Source organism: Bradyrhizobium monzae (assembly GCF_021458635.1).
Lineage (GTDB): Bacteria > Pseudomonadota > Alphaproteobacteria > Rhizobiales > Xanthobacteraceae > Bradyrhizobium.
Genome location: NZ_JAIRDQ010000001.1, coordinates 1,495,252 through 1,514,427, shown reverse-complemented (window position 1 = coordinate 1,514,427; position 19,176 = coordinate 1,495,252). Strand labels below are relative to the sequence as shown.

Sequence of the window (19,176 nt, the reverse complement as noted above, 5' to 3'; positions counted from 1 at the left end):
TGTCGATGTCCGTTCCCTCCCAGCTCGATCGCCGCGCCGCCGTTGCGGCTCTCCTGAAGAACCGCAAGGACAAGCTCGTCGTCTCCGGCTTGGGTTCGCCGACCTACGATCTGCATGCGACCGGCGACCGCGACGACAATTTCTATCTCTGGGGCGCCATGGGCGGTGCCGCGCTGATCGGGCTTGGGCTCGCCCAGGCGCAGCCGGGCAAGCGTGTCCTCGCGCTCACCGGCGACGGCGAGCAGCTGATGGGCCTCGGCGGCATCGCCACCATTGGCGTCGCCCATCCGCGCAATCTCGATATCGTCGTGATCGACAACCAGCATTTTGGCGAGACCGGGATGCAGGCGAGCCACACCGGATGTGGTGTCGATCTCACCGCGATCGCAACTGCCTGCGGCTTTGCCGCGACCGCGACGTTGCGGACGCCGGAGGAGGTGCAAAAGCTCGCCACGGAAATCGCGGAGCCGGCCGATGGTCCGCGGCTTTTTGTCATCAAGGTAAAGGCTGAAAATCCGCCGCGTTCGCTGCCCTCGCGCGATGCCGTCTTTATCAAAAACCGGTTCCGTGCTCATCTCGGCTTCGCGGCGGCTTGATCCGGAGTTTTCGCTCCAGGTTGGCCTGCCCCAAGCAGCTATTCTGGAGTGAGCCCCATGAAACTATCCGGCAAGGTCGCCGTCATCACCGGCGCGGCGCGCGGCATCGGCAAGGCCTGCGCGAAACGATTCCTCGACGACGGCGTCAAGGTGGTCATCTGCGACGTCGATACGGATGAGCTCGAGAAGACGGTCAACGAGCTGGGCAAGCCCAAGAATCTGCATGCCGTGCATTGTCACGTTGCACGGCGTGCGGAGGTCGATCGTGCGGTGGCGACCGCGGTGCGCGAGTTCGGCCGTCTCGACATCATGGTCAACAATGCCGGCGTCGCCCGCAACCAGGATATCCTTGATATCTCCGAGCAGGATTTCGACGACGTTATCGGCATCAATCTGAAGGGCGCGTTCTTCGGCGTCCAGGCTGCGGCGAAACAGATGATCGCGCAGGGCGGCGGCGGGGTCATCATCAATATGTCGTCGGTGAACGCGCTGCTGGCGATCCCGACGCTTGCGACCTACGCGATGTCCAAGGGTGGCATGAAGCAGCTGACGTCGGTCGCCGCTGTCGCGCTGGCCCCGCACAACATCCGCGTCGTCGCGGTCGGCCCCGGCACGATCCTGACCGACATGGTGGCGTCCTCGATCTACACCTCGGAGGATGCCCGCAAGACCGTGATGTCGCGTACGCCGGCCGGTCGCGGCGGCGAGCCGAGCGAGGTCGCCTCCGTCGTCGCGTTCCTGGCCAGCGACGATGCGTCCTACATCACCGGGCAGACGATTTATCCGGATGGCGGCCGGCTGATCCTGAACTACACGGTGCCAGTGAAGGACAAGTAAGGCTTACTCCGCCGCGATCGTCATACCATAGCCGAGCCGCTTCGAGATGTGGCCGGCGCAGTCGCGCAGGGCATGGGCGATGGGGCTGTCCCAGCGGGCATCGAATGTGCCTTCCGGCCCCATCGCGGTGATGACCAGCGCGACATGGCCGGCATGGTCGAACACCGGCGCGGAGAACGCATTGACGCCGGGCAGGGGATCACCGAGCGCGCGGGCGAGGCCATGCTTGCGGACCTCGGTGAGCATCTCGGCAACCTTGGCGCCTTTCACCGGCCGCTTCGGATTGTAGCCGACGCCGTGGCGATCGAGCCCGCTTTCGAGTGCGGCGTTGATGGTCTTCTCCGGGAGGAAGGCTGCGAAAGCGCGGCCGGTCGCGGTTTCCAGCAGCGCCATCACCGAGCCGGCGCGCATCACGATGTGCACGGGCTGGCCGGGCTCCTCCAGCTGCACCACCGTCGGTCCATGGGTGCCCCAGACCGCCAGCGAGACGGCGTGGCCGATCTGGCTCGCGAGTGCCGCGATCTTCGGCTGGGCGATGCGTACGCCGGACAGACGTCGCAGGCTGATCAGGCCGAGCTCGAGCGCCAGCGCGCCGATCTCGTAGCGGCCGGTGGTCTCGTCCTGCTCGATCAAGCCGATGCGGGAGAAGCTCGCGAGATAAGGATGCGCCTTGGCCGGCGTCATGCCGGCTTCGCGCGCGAGATCGCGCAGCATCATCGGCTCGCCGCTTCTGGCGAGCGCTCGGAGCAATTCTCCGCCGACCTCGATCGACTGGATGCCGCGGCTTTCCCTCTTCATGCGCCTCCTGGCGTCGCTGCTCTTACGCCGCGTCGCGCTTGGCGGCGCTGTCGGCGAGATGACGGCCGGCAATGTAGCCGAAGGTCAGCGCCGGCCCAAGCGTGATGCCCGCGCCGGGATAATTGCCGCCCATGATGCTCGCCATGTCGTTGCCGGCGGCATAGAGCCCGGGAATCACCCGGCCCTCGGGGTCGAGCGCGCGGGCGTTCTCGTCGGTGACGATGCCGGCATAGGTGCCGAGATCGCCGACCAGCATCTTGATGGCGTAGAACGGGCCGTTCTCGATCGGCGCGATGCAGGGATTGGGGCCGTGCATGGCGTCGCCCTGGTAGCGGTTATAGGCTTTTGAACCTTTACCGAAGGCGGCGTCGTGGCCCTGCGGCGCAGTCGCATTGAACTGCCTGACGGTTTCGGTGAACGCCGCCGCGTCGATGCCGGCTTTCGCCGCGAGCGCATCGAGCGTCTCGCCGCGCATGAGATAGCCGGTGTTGAGGTGATGACCCAGCGGCATCGGGAACGGCGGCACGCAGCCGAGGCCGTATTTGCGCAGCGTCGGGTGGTCGCAGACGAGATAGGCCGCGATCTCCTCGCCGGGCTTGGCCGCCTTGATCATGGCCTGGACGAAGTCGTGATAGGAATTGCCTTCATTGGCAAAGCGCTTGCCGTCGCGCATCACCGCGATCACGCCGGGTTTGGCGCGGTCGATGAAATGCGGCATCACGCCTTTCGATCCGTCCTTGCGCGTGGTGAGCGACACCGGCACCCAGGCCGCCGCGTTCGGCAGGCGATCCTCGACATGCCCGCCGGCGCTTTCGGCGAGACGCAGGCCGTCGCCGGTGTTGCCGGTCGGGCCGGGCGAAAAATGCTCGTTGCCGGTCGGCGCGTGCGGAAACATCTTCTTGCGACGTTCGACATCGTGCGGGAAGCCGCCACAGGCGAGCACGACGCCGTGTCGTGCGCGAACGCGCACGTCGCGGCCCTCGCGCGACACGATCGCGCCGGTGACAGTGCCGTTCTCGACCGTCAGCTCGCGTACCGGCGAGGACAGCCACATCGGGATCTTCAGATCCTGCGCGGATTTCGCCAGGCGCCCGGCGAGCGCATTGCCGTTGGTCAAGGTCATGCCGCGGCCGTAGCGCAGCACGTCCATCAGATGCCGCGACAGGCGCCTGGCGACATAGACCGCCGAAGTCAGCGACTTGGTCACGCGCATGAAGTGGATGATCTCCTTGCCGGATCCGAGCATCATGCCGAACACGGTGAGCTCGGGCAGCGGCACGCCCAGCGTCTTGATCTGGTCGCCGAGCTCGCGGCCGTCGAACGGGCGCGTCACCATGGAGCGGCCGCCCTGCGCGCCGCCGGGCGCCTCGGCATGGTAGTCTGGAAACACCAGCGGCATGTCGAAGCGAAGCGCGGTCTTGCTGGTGAAAAAATCGACCGCCTCGGGTCCGGCGGACAGAAATGCATCGACGCGCGCGGCGTCGAAATTGTTGCCGGCCTCGTGCCGCAGATAGGTGCGCGCCTGCTCCGCCGTCTCCTCGATGCCGTAGGCCTTTGCCAGCGACGTGCCGGGAATCCATAGCCAGCCGCCGGAGCGGGCGGTGGTGCCGCCGAAGCGCGGCTCCTTTTCGACGATCAGCACGTCGAGACCGCGATAGCGCGCGGTGATCGCGGCCGACATGCCAGAGGCACCCGATCCGGTCACGAGCACATCGCACTCGTAAGTCTCAATTGCGTTGCGCGCGTTGCCGGTCATGTCTCACCTCACTTCTTAAGCAGCGGACATTTGGATTCGGAGACCGGGCGATAGGCGTCCTCGCCCTTCACGGTCTTGACGATCTCCAGATAATCCCAGGGCTCCTTGGACTGCTCGGGCGACTTCACCTTGGCCAGATACATGTCGCGGATGACGCGGCCGTCCTCGCGTAACTTGCCGCCATGAACGAAGGTGTCCTCGATCGGCAGCTCGCGCATCTTGGCCATCACCTTGGCCGGATCGTCGGTGCCGGCGGCCTTGATGCCCTTGAGATAATGCAGCACCGAGCCGTAGACGCCGGTCTGGATCATGGTCGGCATCACATTGGTGCGCGCGAAGAATTTTTTCGACCAGGCGCGGGTCGCCTCATCCATGTTCCAGTACGACGCCGTCGTCATGTAGGTGCCTTGCGCGGACTTCAGGCCGATCGCATGCACGTCGGTGTCGAACATCAGGAGGCCGACGAGCTTCTGGCCGCCCTGCACGAGACCGAACTCGCCGGACTGCTTGATGGCGTTGTCGGTGTCCTGGCCGGCATTGGCGAAGGCGACGACGTCGGCCTTGGAGCTCTGCGCCTGCAGCGCGAAGGAGGAGAAGTCGGCGGTGTTGGTCGGATGCTTGACGCCGCCCAGCACCTTGCCACCCATCTCGTTGATGAAGCGCGTGGCGTCCTTCTCGAGCTGCTGGCCGAAGGCGTAGTCCGCGGTGATGAAGTACCAGGACTTGCCGCCTTCCTTGATCACGGCGGATGCGGTCACTTTGGACAGCGCGTAGGTGTCGTAGGTGAAGTGCACGGTGTTGGGGCTGCACAGCTCGTCGGTGAGCGAGCTCGCGCCGGGACCGGAGAGCAGGGCGATCTTGTTGCGCTCGCGCACCATGTTGTGCACGGCGATCGCGATGCCGGAATTGGGGATGTCGACGACGGCGTCGACCTTGCCGTTGTCGAACCAGCCGCGCACGATATTGACGCCGACGTCGGTCTTCATCTGATGGTCGGCGCTGATGATCTCGATCGGCTTGCCGAGCACGGTCGGCCCGAACTCCTCCACCGCCATCTTGGCGGCCTCGACCGAACCCGGCCCAGAGTTGTCGCGGCCCCAGCTCGACAGATCCGTCAGCACGCCGATCCGCACCACATCGTCGGAGACTTGCGCGCTCGCGACTGTGGTCATGGCAGCAGATGTCATGGCCGCGATCATGGCGCAGGCCAAAAGCCCTCTCATCGTCGTTCCCTCTCTTTTATGGGCCACTCGGCGCGGCCGGTTATTCTGGCAATAAATTAGATATTATCGAATAAGTTTGTCAATCGCGAATGATGGGGCCTTCGCCGGGACGACGGTGAGGAGGCAGCGGCGCCAAAATCTCGCATTGTAATCTCGATCTCAGCCAACACCTCCGCAGGTTGCAACCCTCGGTGCGATTGGCCATGATGCCCTCTGGAATTCTTGGGGCGCGGATGGCAATGACGGCAGCAGCGGGGGTCTCCGGCGAAACGGAGCGATCGACGACGGCGCATGTGGTGTGGGCGAGCGCGCTGGGCACTGCGATCGAGTGGTATGACTTCCTGATCTACGGCACCGCCGCAGCCCTCGTGCTCAACAAGCTGTTCTTCCCGAGCTTCGATTCCTTCGTCGGCACGCTGGCGGCATTCTCGACCTACGCGGTCGGCTTCGTGGCGCGGCCGATCGGCGGCGCGATCATCGGGCATTATGGCGATCGGCTCGGCCGCAAGAGGATGCTGGTCGCGACCATGATCGCGATGGGGCTCGGCACCTTCCTGATCGGTTGCCTGCCGACCTACAGCCAGATCGGCGTCTGGGCGCCGATCTTCCTCGTCATTCTCCGCTTCATCCAGGGCATCGGTCTTGGCGGCGAGTGGAGCGGCGCTGTGGTCATGGTGGCCGAGCACGCCGGCAATCGCCGCGGCTTCTATGGCAGCCTGGTGCAGATCGGCTTTCCCGTCGGCGTCGCCGCCTCCACCGGCATCTTCGGGCTGATGACGCAACTGCCCGAAGCGGAGTTTTTGAGCTGGGGGTGGCGCGTGCCGTTCCTGATCAGCATTTTGCTGGTCGGCATCGGCTTCATCGTCCGGCTCAAGCTCGCGGAGACGCCGCACTTCAAGGAGGTGGTCGAGCGCAAGGAGGTGCTGGCGCAACCGGTGTGGGAGGTGCTGCGCCACGACTGGCGCAGCTTCCTGCTGGCGATCGGCATCACGGTGTCGGAAGTCGGGCTCGCTTATCTCCTCACCGTCTTCACCGTGGTCTATGCCACGACAAGGCTCGGCCTGCCGCGTCAGGTGATCCTGAATGCGGTGGTCTACGCCGCGATCGTCGAATTCGCGACGCTGCCGCTCGCCGGCTGGCTGTCCGATATCTTTGGCCGCAAGGCGCTCTATCTCGCCGGTGGCGTGTTCTCGGTGGCGCTGGCGTTTCCGCTGTTCTGGTTCCTCGACACCAAAGAGCCGGTGCTGATCACGCTCGCGCTCGTCGTCACGATGACGCTGACGCACGCGCTGCTGTTCGGACCCAAAGCGGCCTTCATGCCGGAGCTGTTCCGCACCCCGGTGCGCTACAGCGGCGCCTCGCTCGGCGCAAATGTCGCGGCCGCGTTGAGCGGCGGCTTCTCGCCGCTGATCGCGACCGCGCTGCTCGCCTGGTCCGGCACTTACTGGCCGGTGTCGCTCTACATCATCGCGCTCTCGGTGATCACGATCGTCTCGACGCTGATGGCGCCGGAGACCGCGCGCGAGGCGCTTGGATCGTGAGCAGACCTATGGGCACGCTGGGTTCGCGGCGCCGGGGATCACGAGGAAGGTGACCGTCGCCGGCGCGAGGCGAACCGCGCCGGTCGCCATCGGGAGGCCGATGATGTCAGGCAATCGATCATCCGCCGCCAGCGCGAGCGTGCGCCCGTTCAACTGAACCGCTGCACCTTGAAGCCGCGCCGAGCCGAGCGAGTAGCGCTCGGATGGAAGCGGTAGCGCGAGCGAGCGCGAAATGTCGCGCGAGAAGTTGATCGCGAGCAAGGTAATTGCGCCGCGCAGCTGCGGATGGCAATGCGCGTAGATGTGGAGACCGGGTGCCGCGGCTGCGCCCGCGTCGAGCACGGTCGGTCCCATCAGCCGATGCCAGAGCAGTGCGGCCCAGTAATTCGGGCGAGGCTGAAACGCCTTTTCGTCGAGCAGGCCGTAGTCACTGGCGGCGAGCGTGTTGTGCATCACCACCTGAACGCCGGCTCGCGCAAGCCGTCCGAGCTGGTCGAGATAGCGGAAGGTGTCGAGAAACGTCTTGTCCCAGCGATTGCCGCCGCAGGCCGCATCCGCCGTTTCTGTCAGCCAGATCGGCTTGGCCGGCTCGTACGCGTCTCGCAGAGCGCGGTAGATCGCGAGCGTCGCATCGGTACGGGCAAGCCATTGCTCCTCGATCGCCAGCGCTGGATCATCGCGGCCACCGCAGCGCGGCGAGAGCGTGTTGTAGTGGTGATAGGAGAAGCGATCGAGGCCGGGGCCGGATGCGGCCAGCAGATCGCGCGTGGTGATACCTGATGCGGATGAGGACGCGGTGTCGCCGACAGAGGACGGTCCGATGATCAGCGCCCCCGGCGCGGCGCGCTGCATCCAGGCGCGAAAGATCCTGAAGTCTCGGCCATAAGCCTTCGCGTCATATCCCGGCGGTGCGCCGTTGCTGCCTGCCAGCGTCGGCTCGTTCATGAACTCGATAGCCGCGATGCCGCCGCCGAGCGAACGCGTGAAATCGATCAGGCGTTGTGCCTGATCCGGCCGCCATGTTCCGTCCTTGTCGCGGCTGCCGGGACTGACGGCGAGGGAGGTAACGATCTCCGCATCGACCGCGCGAGCGAAGTCGACAACGTCGCGCCACCGCGCGCGGGTGAGCACGGAGTCGAATCCGGCCGGCAGCTTTGCCGGGGCGGTTACGGTATCAGAGAAGAACGTCGCATTGGCCCAGGTGCCGCTGACGCGCATATAGGCGGGTGACAAGGCGGCTGCGAGCATGCGCAGACGCGCGTTGGCGAGATCGATCGGCGGTCTGAAGCTGTAGCGATCGCGCGTATCGAAGGTGCGTGCGTCGCGCCGATACGGCTTCCAGAACCGTCCGCCGGTTACCTCCACCATCTCGACGTTGTAGGATTGAAAGCGCGCATCGACGGTGCCGATCGCCTTTAACGTCGCCGGCGCGATGGAGACATCGTCGGCGCGCGCCGTGCATAATGTCGCGACAACGAGCAGCGCAATCGTCGTCAGCGCGGCCGCGCGCAACGGCCTGCGCCGTCGGTCGCGCCTCCTTGTATGCAGGCGCTGATGTCTTCTTATGCGAGCTGCCAAAAGCTGGTGCACCGGCCTGATCCATTAGCCGCGTTTATACGGCGAATTTTTACTTCCAATTTTACTTCGCAAAGTTCCGCCCCTAGCCTCGCGCAATGATCACCTAAGCAGCCGATCAATGGCGATCGGTGCGAGCGTTCATCGTAACCAATGAGGGTTGCCATGTCTGATGGGACTAAGGGGACGTTCACTTCCGATCCGGCGGGAACGGGAGCCAAAACGGACGTCAAGTCGACGAAAAAGCTGAGCCGGCGCACGCTGTTGAAGGGGGCGGCCGCAATTGCCGGCGCCGCCGCAGGGTCGGATGCGATCCGCGGATTTCCGACCATCTGGGCGCAGGAAATCAAGGACATCGAGCTGCGTCATGTCGGCGTGTCCTATTCCGTCGTGAAGGCGATCGGGGACCAGGCCGCCAAGGATCTCGGCTTCAAGGTGACGATGCAGAACCTCGACACCTCCGCCGCCATCAACCGCTTCATAAGCCAGCCTAATACGGTCGATATCGCCGATCTCGAAGGCTGGCAGGCCAAGCTGGCCGCCAAGCGCAGCGTGATCCAGGGCATCGAGGTCAAGAAGATCAAGGAGTTCGACAACATCCTGCCGATCTTCACCAAGGGCGAGATCGACGGCCACAAGATCCCGCGCCAGGGCATCTCGCCCTACGAGGCGATGTACATCGCCAAGTCCGATTCAACCGATCTGAATGACGGCGTCACGGAATGGGCGACCTTCCTGCCGCAGGTCTACAACGCCGATTCCATCGGTTACCGCCCGGACCTCGTCGGCCACGAAGTGACCGAGTGGAAGGATCTGATCGACCCCAAGTTCAAGGGCAAGGCCGCGATCCTCGACGTGCCCGCGATCGGCATCATGGATGCCGCGCTCTGCTTCGAAAGCGCCGGGCTGATCAAGTACGGCAACAAGGGCAACATGACCAAGGAGGAGATCGACTTCACCTGCAACAAGCTGATCGAGCTGAAGAAGCAGGGCCAGTTCCGCGCGACCTGGACCACTTTCGACCAGTCTGTGCAACTGATGGCCGCGGGCGAAGTCGTGATCCAGTCAATGTGGTCGCCGGCCGTCGCCGCGGTGCGCGTCAAGGAAATCCCCTGCGTCTACGCGCCGGTCAACGTCAAGAACGGCAAGGAAGGCTATCGCGGCTGGTGCAACGGCATGGGGCTGATGAAGCACCTCTCCGGCAAGAAGCTCGACGCCGCCTACGAATATCTCAACTGGTACCTGTCGGGCTGGCAGGGCGGCTTCGTCGGACGCTACGGCTATTACAGCCCGGTGCCGTCGACCGCGAAGAAGTTCCTGACCGCGGCCGAATGGGACTTCTGGTACGACGGCAAGCCGGCGCCTGAAGTCATCAACGATCCCTATGGCGTGCCGATGGAGAAGGCCGGCACCAAGCGCGACGGCGGCTCGTTCCTTGACCGCGTCAAGAACATCTCGTGCTGGAACACGCTGATGGACGAGGCGGCGTACATGAACAAGCGCTGGAACGACTTCAAGGTGGCCTGAAACCTGCTTTCCCTGACTGAAACGAAGCACCGGCGCCGTCACGCGCCGGTGCGACAAGACCGACTTCGAGGCAATTGCTGACATGCAGCCCAGTCCAAGTCCAAGCTCAAGTCCAAACTCAAGTCCCGCACGCGCCAATCTCGCCGGCTGGCTCTACGTCTCGCCGCTGGTCCTGGTGCTCGTGCCGTTCTTCGTGGCGCCGATCCTGGTGGTGCTGGCCGCGAGCTTCTTCGCCACCGACGGCTTTGGCGGGCTGACGCCGGGCTTCACGCTCACGAGCTATGTCGAGGTGCTGCACTCGGCGCTGACGCTGAAACTGTATCTGGCGACCATCAAGTTCACGGTGCTGACCTGGGTCTTCACGCTGATCATCGGCTTTTTCGTCGCCTATTTTCTGGTGTTTCATGTCCGCAACCAGTTGCTGGCGATCGGCCTGTTCCTGCTGTGCACCGTGCCGTTCTGGACCTCGAACATCATCCGGATGATTTCCTGGATCCCGCTGCTCGGCAAGGAAGGCCTGATCAACCAAGCGCTGCTGGCGATGGGCGTGATCCATCAGCCGCTGGAAGTGCTGCTGTTCTCCGACCTCGCGGTGGTCATCGCCTATGTCCACCAGCTCACGATCTTCATGATCGTGCCGATCTTCAATTCCATGGCGCGGATCGACAAGAAGCTGATCGAGGCCGCGATCGACGCCGGCGCCAGCCGGTTCGACATCATGCGCCTGATCGTGGTGCCGATGTCGAAGAGCGGCATCGCGCTCGGCACCATCTTCGTGGTGTCGATCGTGATGGGTGACTTCTTCGTGGTCAAGGTGATGTCCGGCGGCGGCTCGGCCTCCGTCGTCAGCGCGTTCTACGAGGATGTCGGCGTGCTGCAATATCCGACCGCGGCGGCGAGCGCCGTGCTGTTGACGCTGGTGCTGGTGGCGATCGTCTCGCTGATCCTGCGCACCGTCGATATCCGGCAGGAGATCGCGCGATGAGCGCGGTTCTCGCCGACATGCCCGAAACGGTTGCGCCCGCGACGACCAAGGCGATCGCTCCGAGCAAGGGCGGCCGGCCCTGGACGTTCTACCTGCTGGCGACGCTGTTCGGGCTCTACGTGATCGCGCTCTATGGCCCGATGTTCTGCATCTACATCCTGTCGTTCCAGGATATCCGCGGCGGCCTGGTGTTTCCGATGAAGGGCCATTCGCTGCACTGGTTCGTCGACCTCTTCACTCAGGTGCGGACCGGCGACGTCAAGGGTTCGTTCGACCGCTCGATCAAGCTCGCGATCATCGTCACCGTCATCACTGTGGTGGTGTCGTTCCTCGCCGGGCTCGGCTTCCGCAAGCGCTTTCACGGCGACACCGTCGTCTTCTACATGATGATCGGCAGCCTGGTCGCGCCGGGCCTGGTGCTCGGCCTCGGCACCGGGCTGCTGTTCCAGGCGCTGGGCCTGAATGCGAGCTGGTACACCTCGGCGCTCGGTGCGCAGCTGTCCTGGACGCTGCCGTTCGGCGTGCTGGTGATGTTCGCGGTGATGTCGCGCTTCAACCATGTCTGGGAGGAGGCGGCCTACGATCTCGGCGCCAGCCGCTGGCAGTCGATCCGGCTGGTGATGATCCCAGTGCTCGCGCCCGGCCTCGTTGCGGTCGCGCTGTTCGGCTTCACGCTCTCCTATGACGAGTTCGCCCGCAGTCTCCAGACCGCGGGCTCGCTGAACACGCTGCCATTGGAAATCTGGAGCATGACGCTGAACGTTACCTCGCCATCGCTCTACGCGCTCGGCACGGTGACCACCATCGTTTCCTTCGTCGTCATAGGTGCAAGCCTCGGCACCATCGTGCTGATCCAGAAGAAGCGCGGCAGCAGCGCAAAGGGTTGAGCAAGGGTCAGGAATGAAGAACGATCGCGGCGATATCGAACTGGCGGGTGTCTGCAAGAGCTTTGATGGCGTCACCAATGTGGTCGACGGCGTCAATCTCAAGATCGCGGATGGCGCCTATTGCTGCTTCATCGGCCCGTCCGGCTGCGGCAAGACCACGATCCTGCGCATGATCGCAGGCCACGAGGACCCGACTGCGGGCGAGATCGTGATCGGCGGCCAGAACGTCGTCGGGCTCGCGCCGGTGCAGCGTCGCACCGCGATGATGTTCCAGTCCTACGCGCTGTTCCCGCATCTGACGGTGCGCGAGAACATCGCTTTTGCGCTGCGTGTGCGAGGCCAATCCAAGACCGACCGCCTGCGCGCCGCCGACGCCATGATCGAAAAGGTACGGCTGACGCAATTCGCCGACCGCCTGCCGGCGCAGCTCTCCGGCGGCCAGCAGCAGCGCGTGGCGCTGGCGCGCGCCGCGATCACCGAGCCGCGCGTGCTGCTGCTCGACGAGCCGCTGTCGGCGCTCGACGAGCAGCTCCGTGTTCAGATGCGCCAGGAGCTGCGCCGGATGCAGCAGGAGCTCGGCATCACCTTCATCCACGTCACCCACACCCAGCTCGAGGCGATCGCGCTCGCCGATCTCGTGGTGGTGATGGAGCAGGGCAAGATCAAGCAGGCGGGCGCAGCGCGCGACGTCTACGCTCATCCGCACGATCGCTATGTCGCCGCGTTCATGGGCGGCCAGAACGTGCTCTCCGGCCGGGTCGAGAAGGTCAACGGCGCCAGCTTCACGCTGGCGCAGGCGGCGCCGTCGGGCATAGAAGTGCCGCTTCAGGCGCGCCCGAGCGTTAGCGTCGGCGACAAGGTCGATATTGCCGTGCGCCGCGACGACGTCGCGCTGGTCAGGCCGGGCAGGGACTTGCCGCCGGGCTATACCACGTCGCTGCCGAGCCGCGTGCTCGCGATCGAATACCAGGGCTATTTCGTCAAGGTCATGCTCGACACCGTGCCGGACGACGAGTTCGTCGCGTACGTGCCGGAGAAGACCTTTTTCGCAGATCCCTTCACCGTCGGCGATGTCGTCATGGCCACATGGGCCACCGGCAGCGCGCTTCCACTCGCCTAAAAGCCCCATCGCGCAGGAGTATGACCTTGCAGATATCCTTCACACTCAACGGCCGGCCCACCACCGTGGATGTCGAACCCGCGACGCTCGTCGCCGAGCTGCTGCGCGAGCAGCTCAATCTCACGGGCACCCATATTGGTTGCGACACCAGCCAATGCGGCGCCTGCGTGGTGCATCTCGACGGCTTGCCGGTGAAGAGCTGCACGCTGCTGGCGCCCGCGCTCGACGGCGCGACGCTTCTTACCATTGAAGGTCTGCAAGGTGCACCCGGCTCGAACCAGATGCATCCGATGCAGGAGGCGTTCCGCGAGCATCACGGCCTGCAATGCGGCTTCTGCACGCCGGGCATGCTGATGACCGCGATCGCGCTCGCCGCGGAGAAGCCTGATCTGACCGAGTCCGATGTTCGTCATGGCCTCGAAGGCAATATCTGCCGCTGCACCGGCTACCAGAACATCGTCGTCTCGGTGATGGCCGGCGCCGCCGCCATGAACGCCGCCAAGGGAGAGTGACCATGGGCAATGTGATCGGCATCGGCGCTGCTCCGAAGCGGAAAGAGGATCAGCGCTTCCTTACCGGCCGCGGAAATTACGTCTCCGACATCAAGCGTCCGGGCATGACGGCGGGCGTGTTCGTGCGCTCGCCGCACGGGCATGCGGTGCTGCGTGGCGTCGACAAGAGCGCGGCGCTGGCCTCGGCCGGCGTCATCGCGGTTCTGACCGGCGATGACGTCAAGGTCGAGGGGCTGGGCGGGCTGCCTTGCGGCTGGGGTATCTCGGACGCGAAGGGCGTGCCGATGAAGGAGCCACCGTTCCCGATGCTAGCGCAGGGCAAGGTGCGCTACGTCGGCGACATGGTCGCCTTCGTCATCGCCGAGACCCCGGAGCAGGCCAATGCTGCGGCCGAGCTGCTGACGATCGACTACGAGGTGCTGCCCTCCGTGGTCGGGGTGCTCGAGGCTGTCAGGCCCGGCGCGCCGCAATTGTTCGACGACGTGCCGAACAACATCTGCTGCGACTGGGAGCTCGGTGACAAGGGCGCGGTCGAAACCGCGTTCCGGAAAGCAGCGCATGTCGCCAAGCTCAGCCTCGTCAACAACCGCCTGATCGGCAACCCGATGGAGCCGCGCGCGGCGATCGCGGAGTACGAGCCGGGCACCGATCGCTTCACGCTATGGACCACCAGCCAGTTCCCGCACGTCGTGCGCTTCCTGATGGGCGCGCTGGTGCTGAACATTCCGCAGCACAAGCTGCGTGTGGTTGCGCCCGACGTCGGCGGCGGCTTCGGCGTCAAGCAGTTCCACTATGGCGAGGAGGCCGTGATCACCTGGGCCGCCAAGCGTGTAAAGCGGCCGATCAAATGGGTGGCGAGCCGTTCGGAGGGCTACGTGTCGGATCGCCACGGCCGCGATCACGTCACCGAAGCCGAGCTGGCGCTCGATGAACACGGAAAGTTCCTGGCGTTCCGCGTCAATACGCTCGCCAATATGGGCGGCTATCTCTCGACCTTCGGACCGAACATCCCGACCAATCTCTATGGTCCCTTGCTCGGCGGTGTCTACACCACGCCTGCAATTTACTGCAACGTGAAGGTGGTCTTCACCAACACCGTTCCGGTCGACGCCTATCGTGGCGCGGGCCGGCCCGAGGCGACTTTCGTGCTGGAGCGCATCGTCGATGTCGCAGCCAGCGAGATGGGCATCGATCGGGTCGAGATCCGCCGCCGCAACATGATCCCGAAGGAGGCCTATCCCTATCAGACGCCGGTGCTGGTGCAGTACGATTCCGGTGATCCGATGGGCTGCCTCGACGGCGCGCTTGTAGCCGCCGACGTCAAGAACTTTGGCGTGCGCAAGGCTGCTTCCGCCAGCAAGGGCAAGTTCCGCGGGCTCGGCTATTCCACTTATGTCGAGGCTTGCGGCCTTGCGCCGTCGCGCTTCGCGGGAAGACTCGGTGCGCGTGGCGGTCTCTACGAGAGCGCCACGGTACGCGTGCATCCGACCGGCCAGGTGACGGTCATGATCGGCACGCACAATCACGGCCAAGGCCACGAAACGACGTTTGCACAGATTGTGTCGGAGAAGCTTGGCGTGTCCTTTGAGGATGTCGACATCGTGTTCGGCGATACCGACCGCGTCCAGTTCGGCATGGGCACCTACGGCTCCCGCTCATTGGTGGTCGGCGGCGCGGCGCTGTCGAAAGCGACCGACAAGGTGATCGCGAAAGGCAAGAAGATCGCGGCGCACCTGCTCGAGGCCGCCGAAGTCGATATCCAGTTCGAGGCCGGAAACTTCTCGGTCGCGGGCACGGACCGCATCAAGTCGTTCGAGGAGATCGCGGGGGCCGCTTACGTACCGCACAATTATCCGCTCGAGGTGCTGGAGCCCGGGCTTGAGGAGCAGGCCTATTACGATCCCGTCAACTTCACCTATCCGGGCGGCTGCCACATCGCCGAGGTCGAGGTCGATCCGGAGACCGGCACGGTGACGCTGGTGAGCTACACCGCGGTGGACGATGTCGGCACGGTGATCAATCCGATGATCGTCGAGGGCCAGCTGCACGGCGGCATCGTGCAGGGTGTCGGCCAGGCGCTGTTCGAGAACGCGGTCTATGATGAAGGCTCGGGCCAGCTGCTGTCGGGCTCGTTGATGGACTATTGCATGCCGCGGGCCGACCACATGCCGATGATGAAGGTTGCGACCCATTCCACGCTCTGCACGCACACCCCGATGGGCGTGAAGGGCTGCGGCGAGGTCGGCACCATCGGCTCGCCGGCCGCCGTCATCAACGCCGTGGTCGACGCGCTGTCGCATCTCGGCGTCACCCATGTCGACATGCCGGCAACGCCCAACCGGATCTGGCGCCTGCTGCAAAACGCGTCACTGCCGGTCGCCGCGGAATAGGGAGGACATCAACAATGAAACCATTTGCCTATCACCAGCCCGACCAGATCCCGGACGCGGCCAAGCTCCTGACCTCGATCGAGGACAGCAAGCTCGTCGCCGGCGGCATGACGCTGATCCCGACGCTGAAGCAGCGGCTGGCCAATCCGCCCGCGCTGGTCGATCTCTCCAGACTCGGAAACCTCAAAGGTATCACCGACGACGGTGCCACCATCACCATCGGCGCGATGACGCCGCATGCTGTGGTGGCAGCCTCGAAGCTCGTGCAGGCGAAAATCCCCGGGCTCGCGGCGCTGGCGTCGATGATCGGCGACCCCGCCGTGCGCAGCCGCGGCACCATCGGCGGGTCCGTCGCGAACAACGATCCGGCCGCGGATTATCCCGCCGGCGTGCTCGGTCTCGGTGCCGCCATCGTCACCAGCACGCGCGAGATCGCGGCCGACAAGTTCTTCCTTGGCCTGTTCGAGACTGCGCTTGAAACCGGCGAGATCATCACCGCGATCCGCTTTCCCGTACCGCTGAGGGCAGGTTACACAAAGTTCAAGGCGCCGGCGTCGCGTTATGCGCTGGTCGGCGTGTTCGTCGCGAAATTCGCCGATGGCGTCCGCGTCGCCGTAACCGGCGCGGGTCCCGGCGTGTTCCGCGTGCCGCCGATGGAGGCGGCGCTGTCGGAGAATTTCGATCCGTCCGCAATCGCGGCGATCAAGATCGACAACGACGGCCTCACCTCCGATATCCATGCCGAAGCCGACTACCGTGCGCATCTCGTCACGGTGATGGCCAAGCGCGCCGTCGATGCGGCGCTCAGCTAGCTCTTTAGGGTTGATGATGACTGATGGTTCCGGCCGAGCGGCCTTCCCGCCGGCGCCGACTGGCCTTGGCGCGCTTTCTGCAATCGAGATCATGGCGGGCTACCGGCGCAAGGCGTTCACCCCGCGCGATGTCGTCGACGATACCATCGCCGCGCTCGAAGCCACGAATGAAGCCTGCAACGCGGTGGTGACACCGATGTACGAGCAGGCGAGGGCAGAGGCCGACCGCGTCACCAGGGAGATGCGCGCGGGCGACGCCATGGGTCCGCTCGCCGGCGTGCCCGTCACGATCAAGGACCTCGTGTTTGTCGCGGGCGTGCCGGCCTATGCCGGCTCACCGATGAACAAGGCGTTCGTGCCCGATGTCGATGCCGCCGTGGTGTCGGCGCTGAAGGCATCCGGCGCGATCGTCACCTGCAAGACCACCACTTGCGAGTCCGGCTACAAGCTGACGGCCGACAGCCCGGTCACGGGGACAACGCGCAACCCCTGGAATCCCGGCCGGACCAGCGGCGGGTCGAGCGGCGGCGCGGCGGCGGGCGTCGCCGCCGGTTGCGGCCCGATCGCGATCGGCACCGACGGCGTCGGCTCGATCCGTGTGCCGTCGTCCTTTTGCGGCGTGTTCGGGCTGAAACCGACCTTTGGCCTTGTGCCGCGCTCGCCCGGTTTCTCGCCGCCGTCCTGGGCCTCGCTCGCGCACACCGGGCCGATCACGCGGACGGTCGCGGATGCCGCGCTCACGCTGGAGATCATTGCCGGCTACGACATGCGCGATGCCGCAAGTCTTCCCGTGCCGTCCCGTCGCTTCGACACCAATGCTGCGCCGTTGAATGGCACTCGCATCGGCGCCAGCGCCGATCTCGGTTATGCCGCGATCAGCCCCGATGTGCGCGCAGCGTTCAACAGGGCGATCGCCGTTCTCGATTCCTGCGGCGCGCAAGTCACCATGGATGGTCCGGGCCTCGATCCCGGTATTTTGGAGCACACGCTGAAGCCGATCGCCTTCACCGAACAGGCGGCGGCGGTTGCGAGCAAGACCACGGCCGATCTCGCAGGCTCCGAAGCCGACTATCGCGATGTCGTCAGTGCCGGCCGGCACTACAGCGGCACGGATTATATCGAAGCCAACTACCGGCGCGGCCAGGCCCGCAACGCGTTCCTGAAATTGTTCGAGCGCGTCGATGCGCTGGTGACGCCGACGGTCGCGGTGACCGCATTCGAGGCGGGCCAGATCGGCGTCGACACGATTGACGGCCGCACGGTCGATCCGCATCTCGGCTGGTCGCCGTTCACCTGGCCGATCAATCTCGCCGGCCTTCCGGCCGCGACGCTGCCCTGCGGCTTTGATCGCGATGGCATGCCGATCGGGCTTCAGATCATCGCGCCCTGGCTCGACGAGCCCACGATCTTCCGCATCGCGGCCGCGTTCGAGCAGGCGCAGCCCTGGGCCAAGTTCTGGCCACAGATGACGTTACGTTAAAGGGCGCGCGAAAAACTCCTTTGCAAACAAGGGCAGTTCTACTGTGCATGGGGTTGTTTTCGACATTGTGCGGGCCTAGCCCAGCTCGATCGGCGCGCCGCGGCCGCTGAGCTCTTCGTCGAGGCGCAGATAATGCGCGAGATAGTCGTGCAGCGCAGTCGCTGCCTTGGAGGTGGCACCGCTCGATTTGTAGAGCAGCAGCTCGATCTTCGGCAGCGGCGGCAGGCCCTCGTTCGGGCCGATCTCGCGCATCGCCGGCACCAGCGCGCTGCGCCCGAGCACGGTGACGGCCATGCCGGCGAAGGCCGCCGCTTGCAGCCCGCCGACGCTCTCGCTGACGCAGGCGATGCGCCAGCGCAGGTTTGCGCGCTCCAGCGTATCGATGGCGTAGTCGCGATAGATGTTGCCGGGCGGCAGCAGCGCGAGCGGGATCGGGCGCTCCTGGTGCGCAGCGGATTGCTCGCCGGTCATCCAGACCAGCTGCTCGCGCCGCACCACCTGGCCACCGGTGAAATCATTCATGCGCGTGACGAGCGCGATGTCAACATCGCCGCGCTTGACGAGACCGACGAGTGGGGTCGACAGCGCGCAGTTGAGCTCGACCTGCACGCGCGGAAACGATTTTCGAAACACGCTGAGAATCTGCGGCAGCATGAATGCCGCGTAGAGGTCGGGCGTGCCGAGCACGACCTGGCCCTCGATCTCCTGTGACGCCAGCTGCGAAATCAGCTCGTCATGCAGCCTGAGGATGGATTTGGCGTAGGTGAGGACCGTGGTGCCGTCGTCGGTCAGGATCAGCCTGCGGCCGGCATGCTCGAACAGCTGCTTGCCGGTGAGCTCCTCCAGCCGCTGCAACTGCAGCGTGATCGCCGGCTGGGTGCGGCCCAGCCGTCGCGCGGTCTCGGTGATGCTGCCGGTCTCGACCACCGAGATCAGCGACCGGAGCATGCGGATGTCGAGACTGATGAGGTTCATGCGGCGTCCATATCGCCCACAATTTATGCAAGTTCCATGCTAGGGCTCACTTGGCCCGAGACGCACGCTTTGAATTGCCGGAGTTCCATCGCGATTGCCCCGTGTTAGACCACGAACAAACCCGCTGCGGCCATATTTGAGTCGGAGTGATCTCCGTGAAGG

General features: G+C 65.0%; 16 protein-coding genes. 11 read left to right on the top strand and 5 right to left on the bottom strand.

Features of this window, described 5'->3' with window-relative positions; all coding sequences use genetic code 11:
- Positions 1 to 5 precede the first annotated feature (5 nt).
- Together K3F49_RS07325 and K3F49_RS07320 are read left to right on the top strand one after the other, a co-directional pair.
- Positions 6 to 596: a thiamine pyrophosphate-dependent enzyme gene (locus K3F49_RS07325; RefSeq protein WP_234680207.1), complete on the top strand. Its 591-nt coding sequence runs from the start codon at positions 6 to 8 to the stop codon at positions 594 to 596.
- Positions 597 to 653: 57 nt separating this feature from the next.
- The gene (locus K3F49_RS07320; RefSeq protein ID WP_234680206.1) at positions 654 to 1,433 is read left to right on the top strand and encodes an SDR family NAD(P)-dependent oxidoreductase; all 780 of its coding nucleotides are present in this window, start codon (positions 654 to 656) and stop codon (positions 1,431 to 1,433) included.
- A gap of 3 nt (positions 1,434 to 1,436) precedes the next feature.
- Here K3F49_RS07320 and K3F49_RS07315 read toward each other — a convergent pair whose 3' ends face one another.
- The 3 genes from K3F49_RS07315 to K3F49_RS07305 are packed head-to-tail and all read right to left on the bottom strand — an operon-like array spanning position 1,437 to position 5,210.
- Positions 1,437 to 2,231 (bottom strand): IclR family transcriptional regulator, encoded by a 795-nt coding sequence (locus tag K3F49_RS07315; RefSeq protein ID WP_234680205.1) that lies wholly within the window; start codon positions 2,229 to 2,231, stop codon positions 1,437 to 1,439.
- Positions 2,232 to 2,253: 22 nt separating this feature from the next.
- Positions 2,254 to 3,987 carry an FAD-dependent oxidoreductase gene (locus tag K3F49_RS07310; protein WP_234680204.1) on the bottom strand — a complete coding sequence of 578 codons (1,734 nt, stop codon included), beginning with the start codon at positions 3,985 to 3,987 and terminating at the stop codon, positions 2,254 to 2,256.
- An 8-nt stretch (positions 3,988 to 3,995) separates the two neighbouring features.
- Positions 3,996 to 5,210, bottom strand: coding sequence for an ABC transporter substrate-binding protein (locus K3F49_RS07305; protein ID WP_234680203.1), 1,215 nt, complete (start codon positions 5,208 to 5,210; stop codon positions 3,996 to 3,998).
- 239 nt (positions 5,211 to 5,449) lie between these two features.
- Between K3F49_RS07305 and K3F49_RS07300 the strand changes: the two genes are divergently transcribed.
- Positions 5,450 to 6,751 carry an MFS transporter gene (locus K3F49_RS07300; protein WP_234680202.1) on the top strand — a complete coding sequence of 434 codons (1,302 nt, stop codon included), beginning with the start codon at positions 5,450 to 5,452 and terminating at the stop codon, positions 6,749 to 6,751.
- A gap of 6 nt (positions 6,752 to 6,757) precedes the next feature.
- Here the strand turns inward: K3F49_RS07300 and K3F49_RS07295 are convergent, their stop codons facing one another.
- Positions 6,758 to 8,263: a glycosyl hydrolase family 79 N-terminal domain-containing protein gene (locus tag K3F49_RS07295; RefSeq protein WP_234680201.1), complete on the bottom strand. Its 1,506-nt coding sequence runs from the start codon at positions 8,261 to 8,263 to the stop codon at positions 6,758 to 6,760.
- 228 nt (positions 8,264 to 8,491) lie between these two features.
- On the opposite strand from K3F49_RS07295, the gene K3F49_RS07290 reads away from it, so the two are divergent.
- The 8 genes from K3F49_RS07290 (at position 8,492) to K3F49_RS07255 (ending at position 18,039) form a co-directional block, all read left to right on the top strand.
- Positions 8,492 to 9,853, top strand: coding sequence for an ABC transporter substrate-binding protein (locus K3F49_RS07290; protein ID WP_234680200.1), 1,362 nt, complete (start codon positions 8,492 to 8,494; stop codon positions 9,851 to 9,853).
- A gap of 82 nt (positions 9,854 to 9,935) precedes the next feature.
- Positions 9,936 to 10,838 (top strand): ABC transporter permease, encoded by a 903-nt coding sequence (locus K3F49_RS07285; RefSeq protein ID WP_234680199.1) that lies wholly within the window; start codon positions 9,936 to 9,938, stop codon positions 10,836 to 10,838.
- Positions 10,835 to 11,725, top strand: a complete 891-nt coding sequence (locus K3F49_RS07280) for an ABC transporter permease (protein ID WP_234680198.1) — start codon at positions 10,835 to 10,837, stop codon at positions 11,723 to 11,725. The genes K3F49_RS07285 and K3F49_RS07280 overlap by 4 nt, the downstream gene beginning before the upstream one ends.
- A gap of 13 nt (positions 11,726 to 11,738) precedes the next feature.
- Positions 11,739 to 12,845 carry an ABC transporter ATP-binding protein gene (locus tag K3F49_RS07275; protein WP_234680197.1) on the top strand — a complete coding sequence of 369 codons (1,107 nt, stop codon included), beginning with the start codon at positions 11,739 to 11,741 and terminating at the stop codon, positions 12,843 to 12,845.
- A gap of 20 nt (positions 12,846 to 12,865) precedes the next feature.
- Positions 12,866 to 13,357 carry a (2Fe-2S)-binding protein gene (locus K3F49_RS07270; protein WP_234680196.1) on the top strand — a complete coding sequence of 164 codons (492 nt, stop codon included), beginning with the start codon at positions 12,866 to 12,868 and terminating at the stop codon, positions 13,355 to 13,357.
- A gap of 2 nt (positions 13,358 to 13,359) precedes the next feature.
- Entirely contained in the window at positions 13,360 to 15,747 is a 2,388-nt protein-coding gene (locus tag K3F49_RS07265) for a xanthine dehydrogenase family protein molybdopterin-binding subunit (protein WP_234680195.1), read from the top strand.
- Positions 15,748 to 15,761: 14 nt separating this feature from the next.
- Positions 15,762 to 16,559 (top strand): FAD binding domain-containing protein, encoded by a 798-nt coding sequence (locus K3F49_RS07260; RefSeq protein ID WP_234680194.1) that lies wholly within the window; start codon positions 15,762 to 15,764, stop codon positions 16,557 to 16,559.
- A gap of 16 nt (positions 16,560 to 16,575) precedes the next feature.
- On the top strand, positions 16,576 to 18,039 hold the full coding sequence (locus tag K3F49_RS07255) for an amidase (RefSeq protein WP_234680193.1): 1,464 nt from the start codon (positions 16,576 to 16,578) through the stop codon (positions 18,037 to 18,039).
- 75 nt (positions 18,040 to 18,114) lie between these two features.
- Here the strand turns inward: K3F49_RS07255 and K3F49_RS07250 are convergent, their stop codons facing one another.
- Positions 18,115 to 19,014 carry a LysR substrate-binding domain-containing protein gene (locus K3F49_RS07250; protein ID WP_234680192.1) on the bottom strand — a complete coding sequence of 300 codons (900 nt, stop codon included), beginning with the start codon at positions 19,012 to 19,014 and terminating at the stop codon, positions 18,115 to 18,117.
- Positions 19,015 to 19,176: the final 162 nt, after the last annotated feature.

Bases quoted from the DNA above. Each gene is read 5' to 3' on its own strand.
- K3F49_RS07325 (WP_234680207.1), top strand. From the start codon at position 6: ATGTCCGTTCCCTCCCAGCTCGATCGCCGCGCCGCCGTTGCGGCTCTC.
- K3F49_RS07320 (WP_234680206.1), top strand. From the start codon at position 654: ATGAAACTATCCGGCAAGGTCGCCGTCATCACCGGCGCGGCGCGCGGC.
- K3F49_RS07315 (WP_234680205.1), bottom strand. From the start codon at position 2,231: ATGAAGAGGGAAAGCCGCGGCATCCAGTCGATCGAGGTCGGCGGAGAA.
- K3F49_RS07310 (WP_234680204.1), bottom strand. From the start codon at position 3,987: ATGACCGGCAACGCGCGCAACGCAATTGAGACTTACGAGTGCGATGTG.
- K3F49_RS07305 (WP_234680203.1), bottom strand. From the start codon at position 5,210: ATGAGAGGGCTTTTGGCCTGCGCCATGATCGCGGCCATGACATCTGCT.
- K3F49_RS07300 (WP_234680202.1), top strand. From the start codon at position 5,450: ATGACGGCAGCAGCGGGGGTCTCCGGCGAAACGGAGCGATCGACGACG.
- K3F49_RS07290 (WP_234680200.1), top strand. From the start codon at position 8,492: ATGTCTGATGGGACTAAGGGGACGTTCACTTCCGATCCGGCGGGAACG.
- K3F49_RS07285 (WP_234680199.1), top strand. From the start codon at position 9,936: ATGCAGCCCAGTCCAAGTCCAAGCTCAAGTCCAAACTCAAGTCCCGCA.
- K3F49_RS07280 (WP_234680198.1), top strand. From the start codon at position 10,835: ATGAGCGCGGTTCTCGCCGACATGCCCGAAACGGTTGCGCCCGCGACG.
- K3F49_RS07275 (WP_234680197.1), top strand. From the start codon at position 11,739: ATGAAGAACGATCGCGGCGATATCGAACTGGCGGGTGTCTGCAAGAGC.
- K3F49_RS07270 (WP_234680196.1), top strand. From the start codon at position 12,866: ATGACCTTGCAGATATCCTTCACACTCAACGGCCGGCCCACCACCGTG.
- K3F49_RS07265 (WP_234680195.1), top strand. From the start codon at position 13,360: ATGGGCAATGTGATCGGCATCGGCGCTGCTCCGAAGCGGAAAGAGGAT.
- K3F49_RS07260 (WP_234680194.1), top strand. From the start codon at position 15,762: ATGAAACCATTTGCCTATCACCAGCCCGACCAGATCCCGGACGCGGCC.
- K3F49_RS07255 (WP_234680193.1), top strand. From the start codon at position 16,576: ATGACTGATGGTTCCGGCCGAGCGGCCTTCCCGCCGGCGCCGACTGGC.
- K3F49_RS07250 (WP_234680192.1), bottom strand. From the start codon at position 19,014: ATGAACCTCATCAGTCTCGACATCCGCATGCTCCGGTCGCTGATCTCG.